Here is a 15,710-nt window from a genome sequence, read left to right on the forward strand (position 1 = left end):
TTTGTTTTCATGTGTCTTTGCGGGTGCCCAGTTTCTGCAGCACCCGGTCCAGGATCATGGCCACGATGACGATGGCGATGCCCGCCTCGAAGCCGCGGCCCATCTGCAGCCGCTGGATGGCCTTCCAGACTTCGCCGCCCAGGCCCTTGGCGCCGATCATGGACGCGATGACGACCATGGACAGGGCCAGCATGACCGTCTGGTTGACGCCGGCCATGATGGTCGGGGCGGCCAGGGGCAGGTCCAGCTTCATGAGGCGCTGCATGCGCGTCGCGCCGAAGGCCGTGGAACATTCCACCAGCTCCGCCGGGATCTGGCGGATGCCCAGGCAGGTGAAGCGGATGGCCGGAGGCATGGAGAAGACGACCGTCGAGAAGATGGCCGCGGTCTTGCCCAGGCCGAAGAAGGGGATGGCCGGGATGAGGTAGACGAAGGCCGGCATGGTCTGCATCACGTCGAGCACGGGCATGACCGCCTGGTACATGCGCGTGTTGATGGCCGAGAGGATGCCGAGCGGCACGCCCAGGGCGATGGCGCACAGGGTCGAGACCAGCACCAGGGCCAGGGTGCTGACCGTGGCCGCCCACAGCCCCATGTTCCAGATCAGGGCCAGGCCCAGGACGCTGCACAGGGTCAGCCTGCGGTCCCTCGTAAGGAGCCATACGCCGGCCGCCGCCAGCACGATGAAGACCGGGATGGGGACCAGCAGCAGGCCGCTTTCCATGGCCCCGAGGACCGTCTCGACGACGTCGGCGCTGGCCTTGGTGATGAAGGACAGGTGCTCGACCAGGAAGTCGATGCCGGATTCGATGAATTCGCCCACGGGCAGTCTGAAACCGTTCATGCGGCGCCTCCCCGTTCGGCCAGGGCCGTGACCAGCGTGCCGCGCACGATGAGGCCCTTGAACTTATTGTTCTCGTCGACCACGGCCAGCGGGTAGGGCAGGTCGGCCATGATGCCGAAGAGGTCCTGGGCCGGGGTGTCCGGGAAGACGGTCTTGATCTCGGTGCAGATGGCTTCCGCCAGCTGTTCCTCGCCCCGTGCGGCCAGGTTCGCGGCCGCGTCGGCGGACACGATGCCGACCAGCCGATGGTTGTGGTCGACCACGAAGAGATGGGCGATGTTGTGCTTGCGCATCTTGCGCAGGGCCGCGCGCGGGCCGTCGGTGCGCAGGTCGGCCACGGCCTCGCTGCGCTTCATCACGGATTCGGCCGTCAGGACCTTGGTGATGTCCACGTCCTCCACGAAGCGGGCCACGTACTCGTCGGCCGGCGAGGTCAGGATCTGCTCCGGAGTGCCGACCTGCACGATGGCGCCGTCCTTCATGAGGATGATGCGGTCGCCGAGCTTCAGGGCCTCGTCCAGGTCGTGGGAGATGAAGACGATGGTCTTGTGCATCCTCTCCTGCAGGTTGATGAGTTCGTCCTGCATGTCGCGGCGGATGAGCGGGTCCAGGGCGCTGAAGGCCTCGTCCATGAGCAGGATGTCGGGGGAGAGGGCCAGGGCGCGGGCCAGGCCCACGCGCTGCTGCATGCCGCCCGAGAGCTGGCGCGGGAAGGACCCGCCCCAGCCGTCCAGGCCGACCATGGACAGCGCCTCTTCGGCCAGCCGCAGACGCTCGGCCTTTTCCATGCCCTGGATTTCCAGGCCGAGGGCGGCGTTTTCCAGCACGGTCCGGTGCGGGAAGAGCGCGAAATTCTGAAAGACCATGCCCATCTTGCGTTGCCGCAGGTGCCTGAGCTCCTCGTCGCCCATGGTCGCGACGTCCTGACCGTCGACGAGGACCTTGCCGGCCGTGGGCGTGATCAGCCGGTTGAGGCAGCGCACCAGGGTGGACTTGCCGCTGCCGGACAGTCCCATGACGACCACGATCTCGCCCTCCCTCACTTCGAAGGAGGCGTTGTTCACGCCGACGCCATGACGGGTCTCGGCCATGATCTCGTCCTTGGTCCTGCCCTTGGAAAGCATCTGCAGCGCTTTCTTGGGGTTCGGCCCGAATATCTTGTACAGTCCTTCGACACGTATTTTTGCCATTCAATCTCCTTGGCTGCGGGTTCGGGGGCGCGCCGCCATCCGCGGCCCGCCTGTATTCAGCATCGGTCAGAATACCCATGACGGGCAGGGGATCAAGGGGACCTGGCGGGGATGGATCGGGTATGCGGGCATACCCGACGGCTAGAGGGGCGGGTGCTGCTGGAGAAAGGCGGACAGAGGGACGGGCCCGCCCTTGAGGCCGAGCTTGCGGCGGATGTTCTTGCGGTGGGTCTGCAGGGTTTCAAACGAGATGCCGAGCTGCTCGGCGATGGCGCGGCCCTGCCAGCTCTGTTGGATCAGGCGGCAGATATCCATTTCTCTGGGGGTGAGCAGGGCGAAGAGGGCGGCCGTGTCGGACGGGGCCTCGGCCATGTCCGCGATGCGCTCCTCCAGGGCCGAACGGTAGGCCTGGCGGACGAGGTGGGAGTCCTCCTGGACGATGCGCTCCACCGTGGGCAGGACCTCCTCGCGGACCTGCTGCACGAGGCCGTCCTTGAGCTCCTGGCGCTCCTCCTCCACATTGCGCAGGACCTGCTTCAGGGCCGTGTCCATGTCCGCGACCTGCCGGCGGCTCCTGGCCAGGTCGCGCTCCAGGGCCATGCGCCTGCGCTGGTCGCCCAGCATGAACTGGTAGAGCCGCACCCGGCCGACGCTCAGACAGCGGATGGTCATCCTGACGGGCGTCTCCTGGCCGGCCGGTCCGAGGGTGACCTGGGAGCCGCGCCAGGACGCGCCGCTTTTGAGGGCCCGGGCCGTGGCCAGGAGCCTGGGCTCGTCCGACGGGGGCAGAATGCGGGGCAGGGCCGAGCCGTCCAGGCATTCGTCCCCCGCGGCATAGAGCGTGTGGGCCTTGCGGTTCGCCGCAAGGATGCGGAAGGAGTCGTCGGTGAGCAGGATGGCGTCGCGCGCGTCGTTGAAGACGGCGTTGAACACGGCGTAGTCGAGGGCGGATGCCGTGGGGGCTGGCGAGTCCCCGGTCGGCGCCGTCAGGGTCAGGGCGGCCACGGTCAGGGTCGCCAGGTACCCGCCCGATGGCGCCAGCCGAACCGGCAGGGGGACGAGGTTCAGGATCAGGGGCTGGCCCAGGGGGCCGGTCAGGCTGTGGGCGGTGCCTGCCGGGAACCGCGTCAGCAATTCCCCGACATCGGACGCCTCCATGCCCAGCGCCTCCCACAACGGCGTTCCCGGCGGGAGGTTCCACTCCGGGTTCTTGCCGGCGCGGGCTTCCACGATCCGTCCCGCTTCATCGCAAAAAATCAGCACCGTCGGCATCGGCGATCCTCCATGGCGCGCCAAAAAACAACCGTCAGGTCCGGGACGCCGACGCAGCCATGCCCGCCTGGCCGAGCGCTTCGGGAAGCGTGCCTCCAGGCGGGTTTACGGGGGGTGTATCGAAACGACCCGGTCACTTGCCCAGGAATCCGATGTCCTGCCCCGCCACGTCCGTCAGGCTGTATTCCTCGAGCTTGCGGTACAGGGTCTTGCGGCCGATGCCCAGCATCTGGGCGGCCTTGGACTTGTTGCCCTGCACGGCGTGCATGACCATGCTGATGTGCGAGCGTTCCAGCTCCTCCAGAGTGGAGAAGCCCTTTTCGCGCGGGTTCTGGCAGCTCTTCTGGCAGAAGGGCAGGGCCTTGACGTTTATCAGGTTGTTCTCGGCCAGGATCATGCCGCGCTCGATGATGTTCTTGAGTTCCCGCACGTTGCCGGGCCAGGGGTTGTCCATGAGCTGCTGCAGGGCTCGGGGCGAGATCTTGTACTCCTTGCCGTCCTTGGCCAGGGACATCAGGAAATGCTCGACCAGGGACGGGATGTCCTCGCGGCGTTCGCGCAGGGGCGGCAGCTCGATGGTGAAGACGTTGATGCGGTGGTAGAAGGCGTCGTGGAACCGCCCCTCCTCGACCTCCTTGGCCAGGTTCTTGTTGGTGGCGAAGATGAAGCGCACGTCCACGCAGCGCTCCTCCTTGTCCCCCACACGCCGGAAGTGCTGGGTTTCCAGCACGCGCAGGAGTGCCCCCTGCAGCTCCAGGCTCAGCTCCCCCACCTCGTCGAAGAAGAGAGTGCCCTTGTGGGCCAGGCTCAGCAGGCCGTCGGTGCTGCGGTCGGCGCCGGTGAAGGCGCCCTTGCAGTAGCCGAACAGTTCGCTCCTCAGCAGTTCTTTGTCGAACGTGCCGCAGTTCTTGATGATCAGCGGCTGGTCCGCCCGGCGGCTCTGGGCGTGCAGGGCGGCCGCGGCCACGTTCTTGCCCGTGCCGCTCTCGCCCGTCAGCAGCACCGGCACGTCCGTGGGCGCGGCGCGCTCAATCAGGTAGCGGACCTGCTGCACGGACTTGGAGTGGCCGATGAACTTGGGCATGGACTTGTGTTCCGAGTTGTGCCGCAGGAGTTCGTTCTCCCGCTGCAGCCGTACCCGCTGGTAGGCCTTCTCGATGACCTGTTCCATGCGCTCCAGGGAAAAGGGCTTGGTGATGTAGTCGTAGGCCCCGTTCTTCATGGCCTCCACGGCGTTGTCCACGTCGGCGTAGCCGGTGATGAGGATGATGGCGACGTTTGGCACCGTCTCCAGCAGCTTGCTCATCAGTTCCAGGCCGTTGGCGTCGGGCAGCCGGATGTCCAGGATGATGATGTCGCAGTAGTTCTTGTGCAGGAAATCGAAGGCCTCGGCAGCGCTGCCCACGGTGTGGATGTTGCGTCCGGGGGACGCCAGTTCGCGGGAGAAGAGCTTGCGTATGTTGGACTCGTCGTCGACGACGAGGATCTCGATGGAATTGAAGATGCTCATGTGTTCTGTTCCTTGTTGTTGCCGGGGATTCCGGCGGGAAGCATGACCTTGAAGATGGAGCCCTTGCCCGGTTCGCTGCAGACGAGGATCTCCCCTTTGTGCTGCTGGATGATGTTGTAGCATATGGACAGGCCGATGCCGATGCTGTGTCCTTGGCTCTTGGTCGTGAAGAAGGGGATGAAGAGCTTGCCCAGCTTGTCCGGGGAGATGCCCTGGCCCGTGTCCTCGACGGTCAGGGTCGCGTGTCCCGGCCTGTCGAGGCTGGTGCGGATCGTGATGGTCCCTTCGGAATCGATGGCGTCCATGGCGTTGAGAACCAGATTCAGCAGCACCTGCTTGAGTTCCCCCTGGGCCCCCTGGATGGTGACGGCTTCCGGGTGCAGGTCCAGGACCAGGTTGATGCCCGGGCGCAGCTTGATCTGGTGGTGCAGGATCTTGACTGAGTCGGCGACCAGTGTGTTGAGGTTTATCGTATTGAATTTGCAGGTTTTCTGGCTGCTGAAGGACAGCAGGTTGCCGACGATGTCGCGGCAGCGGTTGCATTCCTCCAGGATGGTGGTGGTGTAGTCGGTGAAGTCTTCGAGCAACGTCGTGTCCGCGTTCTCGGCCAGCAGGGCGGCCAGGGCCGGGATGCGTCGCTTGAGGGCCTCGGAGAACCCGCTGATGGCCGCCAGGGGGTTGTTGATCTCGTGGGCCACACCGGCGGCCAATAGGCCGATGGTGGCCATTTTTTCGGCCTGGTAGTATTTGGCCTGGTACTCCTTTTCCATGGTCACGTCCCGCTTGGAGACGAGGACTGTGCGGACCTGCCCCTTGTCGTCGAACATGGGGGAGGCCACCACCTCGAAGCGCAGGTTCCGTTCCGAGCGGGGGTCGAGGTACGAGGTGCGGTCGGGCTTGCCCGTCTGCAGGGCCGTGCGCAGGGGGCAGGTCCGGCAGGGTGTGGATCGGCCGCGGAAGACTTCGTAGCAGTACATGCCCTTGGGCTCGTCGATGTCGAAATAGTCGTGGAAGACCTTGTTCACGTAAACGATGCGGTAGTCGGGCGAAACCACGGCCAGGAGGTCCATGATGCCGTTCAGGATGTCCTGGATCTCCTGCTTCTTGCGTTCGAGTTCGGCATTGTAGGTTTCGAGTTCGCCCATCTTCTCCTGCACTTCGCGGAAGAAGCCGAGCTTGGTGTATTCGGGCCCGACGATGTCGGACAGCTTCGTCCTGTTCATCACCAGACCTCTTCGCATATGGCCAGAAGCTCCTCGGCCGTGGCCGGGCGGGGATTGGTCAGCAGGCAGGCGTCCTTGGTGGCCATCTCGCAGATCTGCGGGAAGGCGCTGCGGTCGTTGACGATCTCCCGAAAATGCGTCGCAGTCCCGAGTTCCAGGAAAATTTCGTGCAGACGGGTGATGCCTCCTTCGGCGGTCTGCCGTGAGGAGGACAGACGCTTGCCGAGGACGATTTCGCCGATGGTGGCCATTTTCTCCTCGCAGGCCGGGAGGTTGTACTTCATGACCGCCGGCAGCAGGACCGGATGCACCATGCCGTGGGTCGTGTCGAAGAAGCCGCCCAGGGAATGGGCGATGGCGTGGCAGGCGCCGAGGCTCGCGTTGCTGAAGCTCATGCCCGCCGCCGTGGCTGCGATGGACAGGAATTCGAGCGTCTTGGGATCCCTGGTTTTGAGGGCAGGCTGCATGTTTTCGAGTATGAGGTGGATGGCCTTCAGGGCCTGGGTCTCGGTCAGCGTGTGGGCGATGAGGGACACGTAGGATTCGACGGCGTGGGCCAGAGCGTCCACGGCCGAGGAGATGAGCAGGTCGTCGTCGACGGTGGACAGGAGTTCCGAGTCGATGATGGACACGTTGGGCGTCAGCGAACGGCTGATGAGGGACATCTTCACCTTGCGGGCCACGTCGGTGATGATGGCGAACTGGGAGATGTCCGATCCGCTGCCGGCCGTCGACGGCAGGAAGATCATGGGCGGCAGGGGGCTCGTGATGAGATTCGCGCCCTCGTAGTCCTGGATGGTCCCGCCGTTGCTGACCACGGTGGCCACGCCCTTGGCCATGTCCATGGGGCTGCCGCCGCCGAGGGCGATGACCACGTCCGCCCCTTCGGCCTTGTAGAGTTCCGCCCCGGTATGCACCTCGTAGTCGCGGGGATTGGAGCTGACATTGGAGTAGTAGACCCAGCGCAGGGAGGAGGCTTCGATGATCTGCAGCAGTTTCTTCACCCATCCGCTCTTCTCCAGCCCCGGGTCGCTGACCACGAAGACCTTCTTCGCTCCCAGTTGGAGGGCGTAGGAGCCGGTGTACTCCATGCTGCCGTGGCCGAATATGATCTCCGGCAAAGAAAATTTCCGAATGTCCATGCTCATCCTCGCTTGGGTAGGTTCAACGTGCATCGGTTCTGGCGGTGGGGCCGTCCGCCCAAGGTATGTGCAAAAAGGATACGATCAGCGCCCTTCTGCCGGAGCGGGTGCCCCCATTTTGGTGAGATGTTTTGTAACGCCCCGTAAATAAGACACAAAAATCATTCCAAATAAGTTCATTCTGCCGGAGGTTCACGAAGAGACCAGAGGTGAGTTGGAGAAGCGAACAGGCATAATGGGTCTTTTTGACCCAGAAGCTTCTTCAACGCAAGGATCAAAGTGATACAAAGAACGGGTGCGCCGCGCCGGGGACGTGAAGTCCTTGTCTGCTCGCAGGGGGATGCGGAAGGGACAGAGGCAGTGATTATGGCCTGTTAGCGCAAGAATGGGATCAAAAATTCACCTTTTTTCCATTCTGGCCCCGTTCTTGCCTAAAGGAGATTCACGAGAGTCAACTAGGGTCCTTTTCGTTTCTAACAATCTTTAGTGAGGTGCAATCATGGCTGTTCAAGAAATGGTTTACGGTTTCTTCATTCCCAGCGTTACTCTGATCGGTATTGGCGCATCCAAGCAGATTCCCGAGAAGATCAAGGCCCTGGGCGGCAGCAAGCCTCTGGTCGTCACCGATAAGGGTATCACCGGCTGCGGTCTGACCAAGCAGATCACCGACCTGCTGGACGCTGCCGGAATGAAGTACGAAGTATACGACGAGACCATCCCGAACCCCACGGACAAAAACGTCCATGACGGCGTCGAAGTTTACAAGAAGAAGAAATGCGACTCCCTGATCTCCTTGGGCGGCGGCTCCTCCCATGACTGCGGCAAGGGCATCGGCCTGGTCGTGGCCAACGGCGGCAAGATTCACGATTTCGAAGGCGTGGACAAGTCCACCAAGCCCATGCCCCCGTACCTGGCCGTGAACACCACCGCCGGCACCGCCTCTGAAATGACCCGTTTCTGCATCATCACCGACACTTCCCGCAAGGTGAAGATGGCCATCGTCGACTGGCGCGTCACCCCCGGCATCGCCATCGACGACCCGATGCTGATGGTCGGCATGCCCCCGGCGCTGACCGCCGCCACCGGCATGGACGCCCTGACCCACGCCGTGGAAGCCTACGTTTCCACCATCGCCACCCCCATGACCGACGCCTGCGCTCAGAAGGCCATCGAACTGATCGCCAAGTACCTGCGCAAGGCCGTGGCCAACGGCAAAGACATCGAAGCCCGCGAAGGCATGTGCTTCGCGCAGTACCTGGCCGGCATGGCCTTCAACAACGCCAGCCTCGGCCACGTCCACGCCATGGCTCACCAGCTGGGCGGCTTCTATGATCTGCCGCACGGCGAATGCAACGCCATCCTGCTGCCCCACGTCGAGCGCGCCAACCTGAACGCCAAGCTGGAACGCTTCGTCGACATGGCCAAGTTCCTGGGCGAGAACGTGGAAGGCCTGTCCATCCGCGCCGCCGCCGAGAAGTGCCTCGACGCCATCAAGCAGCTGTCCACCGACGTCGGCATTCCTTCCGGCCTGATCGAACTGGGCAAGCGCTACGGCAAGAACGTCCGCAAGGAAGACATCGCCATCATGACCGGCAACGCCCAGAAGGACGCCTGCGGTCTGACCAACCCCGTCTGCCTGAAGGACGCCGACGTCGCCCGCATCTACGAGGCCGCCCTGTAAGCTTGAGAATACTGCCCGCGCGCCGGAGAGAATCCGGCGCGCAACCTGCTTCGCGGTACATGCCGGAAATGAGGTGCACCATGTGGTTCGACGACGCTTCACTCCTTCGCCTGGAAGAGGTCGACTGGAAGATCGGCAACGATCGGGGTGAGCTCAGCGTATCCGTGTGCGACCAGCATGTTCCGGAAACGGCCGGCTTCGATGAGATGTGGTGCGGCATGCAGGAGGAGGCAACCACTTCCTGTGAATGCACATGACGCTGGGATCATCATGATCTGAGCCGGAAGAGAGACTGCCGCGAAGTTTGCGATGCCAGTCACCGGAGGCAGGGTTGGAGTTGGCATTAACTCCAACCCTGCCCTTTTTTTTGCTTTATGTCATAATTGGCAGCACTTGCTGCCGTTCAAACCTGTTACGTCTTGTAGGAGAAACCATGAAGATTCTGCGCATCAATACCCGGACCAAGTCCTTCAAGTTCGAGGAACTTGGCGACTACGCCGGCCTCGGCGGCCGCGCCCTGACTTCCAGGGTCGTCAACAGGGAAGTGCCGGCGGACTGTCACGCCCTTTCCGCCGACAACAAGCTCATTTTCGCCGGCGGCGTCCTGGCCCCGACCAACGCCGCCAACTCCGGCCGCATCTCCGTGGGCGCCAAGTCGCCCCTGACCGGCGGCATCAAGGAAAGCAACTCCGGCGGCCAGTTCGCCCACACCCTGCCCAAACTGGGCCTGCAGGCCATCATCCTCGAGGACAAGCCCGAGGCCGGAAGCCCCATGCAGGAGATCTTCGTCTCCGCCGACAAGGTCGTCTTCAAGGATTCCACCGCGGCCGGCATGCGGACCTACGCCGCCCAGGAAAAGCTCCTGGCCGCCTACGGCGACAAGGCCGTGACCGCCCTGGTCGGCCCCGCCGGCGAGCAGTGCCTGGCCGCCGCCACCATCCAGTTCTCCGACCCCGAGGGCCTGCCCTCCCGTTCCGCCGGCCGCGGCGGCATGGGCGCGGTCATGGGCTCCAAGGGCGTCAAGGCCATCGTCCTCGACGGCGCCGCCAACGTGAAGACCGAATACGGCAACGAAGAACTGTTCAAGGAAGCCCGCAAGGAATGGGTCGACATCCTGCGCGGCCACCCCGTCACCAGCCAGGGCCTGCCCGGCTTCGGCACGGCCGTCCTGGTCAACGTCATCAACGAGGCCGGCGCTTTGCCGACCAAGAACTTCCGCATGGGCAAGTTCGACGGCGCCGAGAAGATCTCCGGCGAGACCCTGGCCGCCAACATCGAGAAACGCGGCGGCAAGACCAAGCACGGCTGCCACACGGGCTGCATCATCCAGTGCTCGCAGGTCTACCATGACAAGGACGGCAAGTACCTGACCACGGGCTTCGAGTACGAGACCATCTGGGGCTTCGGCGCAGACCTGCTGGTCGACAACCTGGACGACATCGCGAACATGGACCGCACCTGCGACGAAGCGGGCATGGACACCATTGAGATGGCCAACACCATGGCAATGGCCATGGAAGCCGGGATCATCGCCTGGGGCGACGGCAAGGGCGTGCTGGCCGAACTGGCCAAGGTCGGGACCAAGGACCCGCTGGGCCGCATCTACGGCAACGGCACGGCGTATACGGCCCAGGCCTTCGGCGTGGACCGCGTGCCCGTGGTCAAGAACCAGGCCCTGCCCGCCTATGACCCGCGCGCCGTCAAGGGCGTCGGCGTGACCTACGCCACGACCCCCATGGGCGCGGACCACACGGCCGGCTACGGCGTGTGCCAGAACGTGCTCAAGTGCGGCGGCGACGTCGACGGCCACAAGAAGGAAGGCAACATCGAGATCTCCAAGAACCTGCAGGTCGCCACGGCGGCCGTGGACTCCCTGGGCCTGTGCCTGTTCGTGGCCTTCGCGGTGCTCGACGACGCGCGCGGCGTGCCGTGCATGGCCAAGCTGGTTTCTGGCCTCATCGGCAAGGACTACAGCGTGGACGAACTGGTGGGCATGGGCGTGAACTGCCTGAAGGACGAGCTGGATTTCAACAAGCGCGCCGGCTTCACCGACGCCGACGACCAGCTGCCCCGCTTCTTCCAGACCGAACTCCTGCCGCCCCACAACGTCGGCTGGGACTACACCGCGGAAGAACTGCAGGCCGCCAAGGTCTAGACGTCACTCGATTCCTGATTCTGCAACGACGAATCCCCGTCCGGAATGTCCGGGCGGGGATTCGTTTTGTCGGGCCGATGGTTCGAAGACGCGGATCAGGCGTTCACGGCTTCCAGGAAGGCCTTGTGCCGCTCGGCGTAGGGCGGGAAGCCGAAGAAGGCGGAGCCGGAGACAAGGACGTCGGCGCCGAGGTTGAAGAGTTCCCTGGCGTTGTCCAGGGTCACGCCGCCGTCGACCTGGATGAGGGTCGGGAGGCCACGCTCGCGGATCATGGCCGAGAGGGCCGCGATCTTGTCCTTGCAGAAGGGGATGAATGACTGGCCGCCGAAGCCGGGGTTGACGCTCATGATGAGGACCATGTCCAGCTGGGGCAGCAGGTATTCGACGACGTTCAGGGGCGTGGCCGGGTTCAGGGACAGGCCGGTCTGCATGCCCGCTTCGCGGATGGCGCTGATGGTCCGCTCCAGATGCAGCGTGCTCTCGGCGTGGATGCACAGCAGGTCCGCGCCCGCGTCGGCGAATTCCTTGATGTAGCGCTCGGGGCGTTCGATCATGAGATGCACGTCGAAGAAGAGTTTCGACGTCTTGCGCAGCTTGCCGATGACGGGCGGTCCGAAGGTGATGTTCGGCACGAAGGCGCCGTCCATGACGTCCCAGTGCACCCATTTGAGTCCGGCGTCTTCGAGGGCCGCCAGTTCGGCGCGCAGGGCCCCGAAATCCGATGACAGAAGGGAGGGGGACAGAATGAATTCGCGCATCATTCCTCCCGGTCGCCCATCTTGAAGTCGACCTGGATCTTGTACATCTTGGTGGCCGGCAGGTTCAGGATGGAGATGCCGGTCTTGCGGGTGATGCCGGCCAGGGTTTCCTGCACCTCATCCCAGGAGGGGCCGATGAAGGTGAACCAGATGTTCTGGCGGTGTTGGCGCAGGTAGTTGTGGGTCACGCCGGGGAGCTTGTTCACTTCGGCGATGAACTCGTCGAGCTTGTCCTCGGGCACGGCGGCCGAGCACAGGGTGGAGTGCCAGCCCAGCTTCTTGGACTGGAAGTTGGCCCCGATGCGGCGGATGACGCCTTTTTCCTTCAAAGCGCGCACCCTGGCCAGGGTCTCGGCCTCGGTCAGGCCCACCTGGCCGCCGATCTCCGCGTAGGGCCGGGATTCCAGCGGAAAGCCCGTCTGGATGATGTCCAGTATCTTCTTGTCGAAATCGTCCATGCGAACCTCATCTCCTGTGCAGGCCGTCACGCCCGTGTTCCAATCCCTTGTACGGGTCCAGGGGCGAGCCCCTGGCGGGGCGCGGGGCGGCGCCCCGCATCTCTATTTCATCCGTTCCAGAAGCTTGGGAACATACGTACACAGCGGCTCTTCGCCCATGTAGTTGTTGTCCATGGAGTGGGCGCGGGCCCGGCATCCGCCGCAGACCTTGTGGTATTCGCACACGCCGCACTTGCCTTCGTACTGCTTCTGGTCGCGGAACTGCAGGAACTGTTTCGAGGCCCGCCAGATTTCCGGGAAGGGCGTGGTGCGGATGTTGCCGCAGTCCAGTTCCAGGTAGCCGCAGGGCTGGACCTGGCCGACGTGGGAGATGAAGCAGAAGCCCGTGCCGCCGAGGCACCCGCGGGTCATGGCGTCGAGGCCGAAGTTCTCGGGCGTGACGGGGATGCCCTCCTCCTTGGCCCGCTGGCGCATGATGCGGTAGTAGTGCGGCGCGCAGGTGGCCTTGAGGTGCATCTTGGTGGTCTTGCGGAAGTCGTAGAACCAGTTGAGCACGTCCTCATACTCTTCGCCGGTGATGACCTCGGCCCCGAGCTGGGCGGCCCGGCCCGTGGGCACGAGCAGGAAGATGTGCCAGGCCGCGGCGCCGATGCGTTCGCACAGGTCGAAGATCTGCTTGAAGCTGCCGAGGTTGGCGCGCGTCACGGTGGTGTTGATCTGGAACTCGATGCCGGCGTCCTTCAGGTACTCGATGCCGCGCATGGAGGCGTCGAAGGCGCCGGCTACGCCGCGGAACTCGTCGTGGCTTGCCGCGTCGGGCCCGTCGATGGAGATGGAGCAGCGCTGCACGCCGGCCTCGCGCATCTTCACCGCGGTCTCGGGGGTGATGAGGGTGCCGTTGGGCGACATGACGCAGCGCAGGCCCTTGTCCGTGGCGTAGCGGATGAGCTCGTAGACGTCGGCGCGCATCATGGGGTCGCCGCCGGTGAAGATGATGATGGGGTTGCCGACCTGGGGGAAGGTGTCGATCAGGGCCTTGGCCTCGGTCGTGTCCAGTTCGCCCTCGTAGGGTTCCAGGTGCGCCTCGGCCCGGCAGTGCTTGCAGGCCAGGTTGCAGGAGCGGGTCACTTCCCAGGCGATGAGCTTGCAGGCCGGGGTGCCGTCGGGCAGCGTCGTGACCATGCCGCCGGGGTGGCCGCCGGGTTTCGCGCCGGGATGGCCGCCGTGGTGTCCGGCCGGCGGGCCGTCGAGATTGGGTCGGCCCGCGCCGTGATGGGGATGATTATGCATCAGACGTGTCCCGCCTTGAGCAGGTCTTGGGTGAAGTAGGAGAGGATCAGGTCCGCGCCCGCGCGCTTGAAGGCGATGAGGCTTTCGAGCGCCACGGCCGTCTCGTCGATCCAGCCGAGCTGGGCCGCGGCCTTGATCTGGCTGTACTCGCCGCTGACCTGGTAGGCGGCCACGGGCAGGTCGAAGTTGTCGCGCACCAGGCGGATGACGTCGAGGTAGGGCAGCCCGGGCTTGACCATGAGGATGTCCGCGCCCTCTTCGACGTCGGCGGCCGCCTCGCGCAGCCCTTCGCGCCAGTTGGCCGGGTCCATCTGGTAGGTCTTACGGTCCCCGAACTTCGGCGCGCTTTCGGCCGCGTCGCGGAAGGGGCCGTAGAAGGCCGAGGAGTACTTGACCGCGTAGGACATGATGGGTGTGTTCAAAAAGCCTTCCTCGTCCAGGGCCTGGCGGATGGCGGCCACGCGGCCGTCCATCATGTCCGAGGGCGCGACGATGTCCGCGCCGGCCTTGGCCTGGGCCACGGCCGTGCGGGCCAGGAGGGCCAGGGTCGGGTCGTTGCGGACTTCGCCTTCGGGCGAGACGAGGCCGCAGTGGCCGTGGGAGGTGTACTCGCACAGGCAGGTGTCCGCGACCACGACGAGTTCGGGCCAGCGGTCCTTGATGCGGCGGATGGCCTTCTGCACGATGCCGTTCTCGTCGTAGGCTTGGGAGCCGGCCGGGTCCTTGTCCAAGGGGATGCCGAAGAGGATGAGGCTTTTGAGGCCCGCGTCCACGGCCCCGGCCACCTCGTCCACGAGTTGGTTCAGTCCCAGCTGGAACTGTCCGGGCATGGAGGCGATGGGCTTGCGGAAATCCGCGTCGGACTCGACCACGAAGTAGGGCTGGATCAGGTCGTTCCGCGAAAGTCGGCTCTCGCGCACCAGATCTCGCATGGTCTTGGAAGAACGCAGCCTGCGGCCGCGATGGAATGTCATCATGCCGGGCCTCCTAGAGCTTCTCGCCGGTGATTTCCTCGTCCGTCAGGTAGCAGGCCGGGTCGTGGGCCCAGAAGTCGTCGAAGTAGGCCTCGGCGCGGGCGCGGAAGTTGCCGCCGCAGATGTTCAGGAAGCGGCAGGTGGCGCAGCGGCCCTTCACGTGGGGGCGCTTGTCCTTGAGCTTGTGTAGCAGTTCGATGTTCTCGTCCGTCCAGATTTCGGAGAAGGGGCGCTCGAGCACGTTGCCGAAGGTGTGGTGGCGCATGAACTGGTCGGCGTGAACCGAACCGTCCCAGGAGATGCAGCCGATGCCGCGGCCCGAGGAGTTGCCTTCGTTCATCTTCAGGAGTTCGAGCACTTCGGCTGCGCGCTTGGGGTCTTCCTTCAGCAGGCGGAAATAGACGTAGGGGCCGTCGGCGTGGTTGTCCACGGTCAGCACTTCCTTGGGCAGGCCCCGGTCGTGCAGGTCGCGGGTGCGGTCCATGATGAGGTCCACCACGGCGCGGGTCTCGGCGTGGTCCAGGTCTTCCTTGATGAGCTCGGAGCCGCGGCCGGAGTAGACAAGGTGGTAGAAGCAGATGCGCGGCACTTCCAGGGCCTCGATGAGGTCGAAGAGGTGCGGGATCTCCGAGGCGTTGCGCTTGTTGATGGTGAAGCGCAGGCCGACCTTGAGGCCTTCGGCCTGGCAGTTCTCCACGCCCTTCAAAGCCTGCTTGTACGAGCCGGTTACTCCGCGGAACTTGTCGTGCACGGCCTCGGCGCCGTCCAGGGAGATGCCGACGTAGGACAGGCCGACTTCCTTCAGCTCCTTGGCCTTGGCCTTGGTGATGAGGGTGCCGTTGGTGGAGATGACGGCGCGCATGCCCTTGGACGTGGCGTACTTGGCCAGCTCGACCAGGTCTTCGCGCACCAGGGGCTCGCCGCCGGAAAAGAGCATGACCGGCGCGCCGAACTGCGCCAGGTCGTCGATCATGGCCTTGGCCTGCTCTGTGGAGATGGGGTCCTTGTGGTTGCTCGGTTCCACGGCGTGGGCGTAGCAGTGCACGCATTTGAGGTTGCAGCGCTGGGTCATGTTCCAGACCACAACGGGTTTCTTGTCTTTGGCGAACTGCAGCAGGTGGGAGGGGAGTTGGGCGGAATTGCGTCCGTAGCGCAGGGCGTCGGAGGGTTCCACCGTGCCGCAGTAAAGTTTGGAGATGCCGATCATGGTTGC

At 64.4% G+C, this 15,710-nt stretch carries 14 protein-coding genes; 3 read left to right on the forward strand and 11 right to left on the reverse strand.

The features are described from left to right. Nucleotides 1–7: 7 nt before the first annotated feature. From ACZ5AC_RS16515 to ACZ5AC_RS16540, 6 genes are all read right to left on the reverse strand, one after another. Nucleotides 8–844, reverse strand: coding sequence for an ABC transporter permease (locus tag ACZ5AC_RS16515; protein WP_464248660.1), 837 nt, complete (start codon nucleotides 842–844; stop codon nucleotides 8–10). Continuing rightward, nucleotides 841–2,034, reverse strand: coding sequence for a quaternary amine ABC transporter ATP-binding protein (locus tag ACZ5AC_RS16520; RefSeq protein ID WP_464248661.1), 1,194 nt, complete (start codon nucleotides 2,032–2,034; stop codon nucleotides 841–843). Before ACZ5AC_RS16520 ends, ACZ5AC_RS16515 begins: the two co-directional genes overlap by 4 nt. Before the next feature lie 141 nt (nucleotides 2,035–2,175). Next, complete coding sequence (locus tag ACZ5AC_RS16525; RefSeq protein ID WP_464248662.1) at nucleotides 2,176–3,306, reverse strand: response regulator transcription factor; 1,131 nt, start codon at nucleotides 3,304–3,306, stop codon at nucleotides 2,176–2,178. Nucleotides 3,307–3,439: 133 nt separating this feature from the next. Continuing rightward, complete coding sequence (locus ACZ5AC_RS16530) at nucleotides 3,440–4,816, reverse strand: sigma-54-dependent transcriptional regulator (protein WP_464248663.1); 1,377 nt, start codon at nucleotides 4,814–4,816, stop codon at nucleotides 3,440–3,442. Beyond that, complete coding sequence (locus ACZ5AC_RS16535) at nucleotides 4,813–6,039, reverse strand: two-component system sensor histidine kinase NtrB (protein ID WP_464248664.1); 1,227 nt, start codon at nucleotides 6,037–6,039, stop codon at nucleotides 4,813–4,815. The genes ACZ5AC_RS16530 and ACZ5AC_RS16535 overlap by 4 nt, the downstream gene beginning before the upstream one ends. Then, the gene (locus ACZ5AC_RS16540; RefSeq protein WP_464248665.1) at nucleotides 6,039–7,181 is read right to left on the reverse strand and encodes an iron-containing alcohol dehydrogenase; all 1,143 of its coding nucleotides are present in this window, start codon (nucleotides 7,179–7,181) and stop codon (nucleotides 6,039–6,041) included. Before ACZ5AC_RS16540 ends, ACZ5AC_RS16535 begins: the two co-directional genes overlap by 1 nt. A gap of 499 nt (nucleotides 7,182–7,680) precedes the next feature. Between ACZ5AC_RS16540 and ACZ5AC_RS16545 the strand changes: the two genes are divergently transcribed. The 3 genes from ACZ5AC_RS16545 to ACZ5AC_RS16555 all read left to right on the forward strand — a co-directional run bounded on the left by ACZ5AC_RS16545 (nucleotide 7,681) and on the right by ACZ5AC_RS16555 (nucleotide 11,017). After that, entirely contained in the window at nucleotides 7,681–8,862 is a 1,182-nt protein-coding gene (locus ACZ5AC_RS16545) for an iron-containing alcohol dehydrogenase (protein WP_464248666.1), read from the forward strand. Between the two features lie 80 nt (nucleotides 8,863–8,942). Continuing rightward, nucleotides 8,943–9,119: a hypothetical protein gene (locus ACZ5AC_RS16550; protein ID WP_464248667.1), complete on the forward strand. Its 177-nt coding sequence runs from the start codon at nucleotides 8,943–8,945 to the stop codon at nucleotides 9,117–9,119. A gap of 176 nt (nucleotides 9,120–9,295) precedes the next feature. Next, a complete protein-coding gene (locus ACZ5AC_RS16555) occupies nucleotides 9,296–11,017 on the forward strand; it encodes an aldehyde ferredoxin oxidoreductase family protein (RefSeq protein ID WP_464248668.1) in 1,722 nt (573 codons plus the stop codon). 95 nt (nucleotides 11,018–11,112) lie between these two features. On the opposite strand, the gene rpe is transcribed toward ACZ5AC_RS16555, so the two are convergent. From rpe to ahbC, 5 genes are all read right to left on the reverse strand, one after another. Next, nucleotides 11,113–11,778 carry a ribulose-phosphate 3-epimerase gene (gene rpe / locus ACZ5AC_RS16560; RefSeq protein ID WP_464248669.1) on the reverse strand — a complete coding sequence of 222 codons (666 nt, stop codon included), beginning with the start codon at nucleotides 11,776–11,778 and terminating at the stop codon, nucleotides 11,113–11,115. Further along, on the reverse strand, nucleotides 11,775–12,233 hold the full coding sequence (gene ahbA / locus ACZ5AC_RS16565; protein WP_464248670.1) for a siroheme decarboxylase subunit alpha: 459 nt from the start codon (nucleotides 12,231–12,233) through the stop codon (nucleotides 11,775–11,777). Before ahbA ends, rpe begins: the two co-directional genes overlap by 4 nt. A 102-nt stretch (nucleotides 12,234–12,335) precedes the next feature. After that, complete coding sequence (gene ahbD / locus ACZ5AC_RS16570) at nucleotides 12,336–13,523, reverse strand: heme b synthase (protein WP_464248671.1); 1,188 nt, start codon at nucleotides 13,521–13,523, stop codon at nucleotides 12,336–12,338. Next, entirely contained in the window at nucleotides 13,523–14,500 is a 978-nt protein-coding gene (gene hemB, locus ACZ5AC_RS16575) for a porphobilinogen synthase (RefSeq protein WP_464248672.1), read from the reverse strand. Before hemB ends, ahbD begins: the two co-directional genes overlap by 1 nt. 10 nt (nucleotides 14,501–14,510) lie before the next feature. Then, nucleotides 14,511–15,704 carry a 12,18-didecarboxysiroheme deacetylase gene (ahbC, locus tag ACZ5AC_RS16580; protein WP_464248673.1) on the reverse strand — a complete coding sequence of 398 codons (1,194 nt, stop codon included), beginning with the start codon at nucleotides 15,702–15,704 and terminating at the stop codon, nucleotides 14,511–14,513. Between the last annotated feature and the right edge of the window lie 6 nt (nucleotides 15,705–15,710).

Source organism: Desulfomicrobium aestuarii, from assembly GCF_055385525.1.

Coding starts and splice junctions, on each gene's coding strand:
- ACZ5AC_RS16520 (WP_464248661.1), bottom strand. CDS start 2,034: ATGGCAAAAATACGTGTCGAAGGACTGTACAAGATATTCGGGCCGAAC.
- ACZ5AC_RS16545 (WP_464248666.1), top strand. CDS start 7,681: ATGGCTGTTCAAGAAATGGTTTACGGTTTCTTCATTCCCAGCGTTACT.
- ACZ5AC_RS16550 (WP_464248667.1), top strand. CDS start 8,943: ATGTGGTTCGACGACGCTTCACTCCTTCGCCTGGAAGAGGTCGACTGG.
- ACZ5AC_RS16535 (WP_464248664.1), bottom strand. CDS start 6,039: ATGAACAGGACGAAGCTGTCCGACATCGTCGGGCCCGAATACACCAAG.
- ahbD (WP_464248671.1), bottom strand. CDS start 13,523: ATGCATAATCATCCCCATCACGGCGCGGGCCGACCCAATCTCGACGGC.
- ACZ5AC_RS16530 (WP_464248663.1), bottom strand. CDS start 4,816: ATGAGCATCTTCAATTCCATCGAGATCCTCGTCGTCGACGACGAGTCC.
- hemB (WP_464248672.1), bottom strand. CDS start 14,500: ATGATGACATTCCATCGCGGCCGCAGGCTGCGTTCTTCCAAGACCATG.
- ACZ5AC_RS16515 (WP_464248660.1), bottom strand. CDS start 844: ATGAACGGTTTCAGACTGCCCGTGGGCGAATTCATCGAATCCGGCATC.
- rpe (WP_464248669.1), bottom strand. CDS start 11,778: ATGATGCGCGAATTCATTCTGTCCCCCTCCCTTCTGTCATCGGATTTC.
- ACZ5AC_RS16525 (WP_464248662.1), bottom strand. CDS start 3,306: ATGCCGACGGTGCTGATTTTTTGCGATGAAGCGGGACGGATCGTGGAA.
- ACZ5AC_RS16540 (WP_464248665.1), bottom strand. CDS start 7,181: ATGGACATTCGGAAATTTTCTTTGCCGGAGATCATATTCGGCCACGGC.
- ACZ5AC_RS16555 (WP_464248668.1), top strand. CDS start 9,296: ATGAAGATTCTGCGCATCAATACCCGGACCAAGTCCTTCAAGTTCGAG.
- ahbA (WP_464248670.1), bottom strand. CDS start 12,233: ATGGACGATTTCGACAAGAAGATACTGGACATCATCCAGACGGGCTTT.
- ahbC (WP_464248673.1), bottom strand. CDS start 15,704: ATGATCGGCATCTCCAAACTTTACTGCGGCACGGTGGAACCCTCCGAC.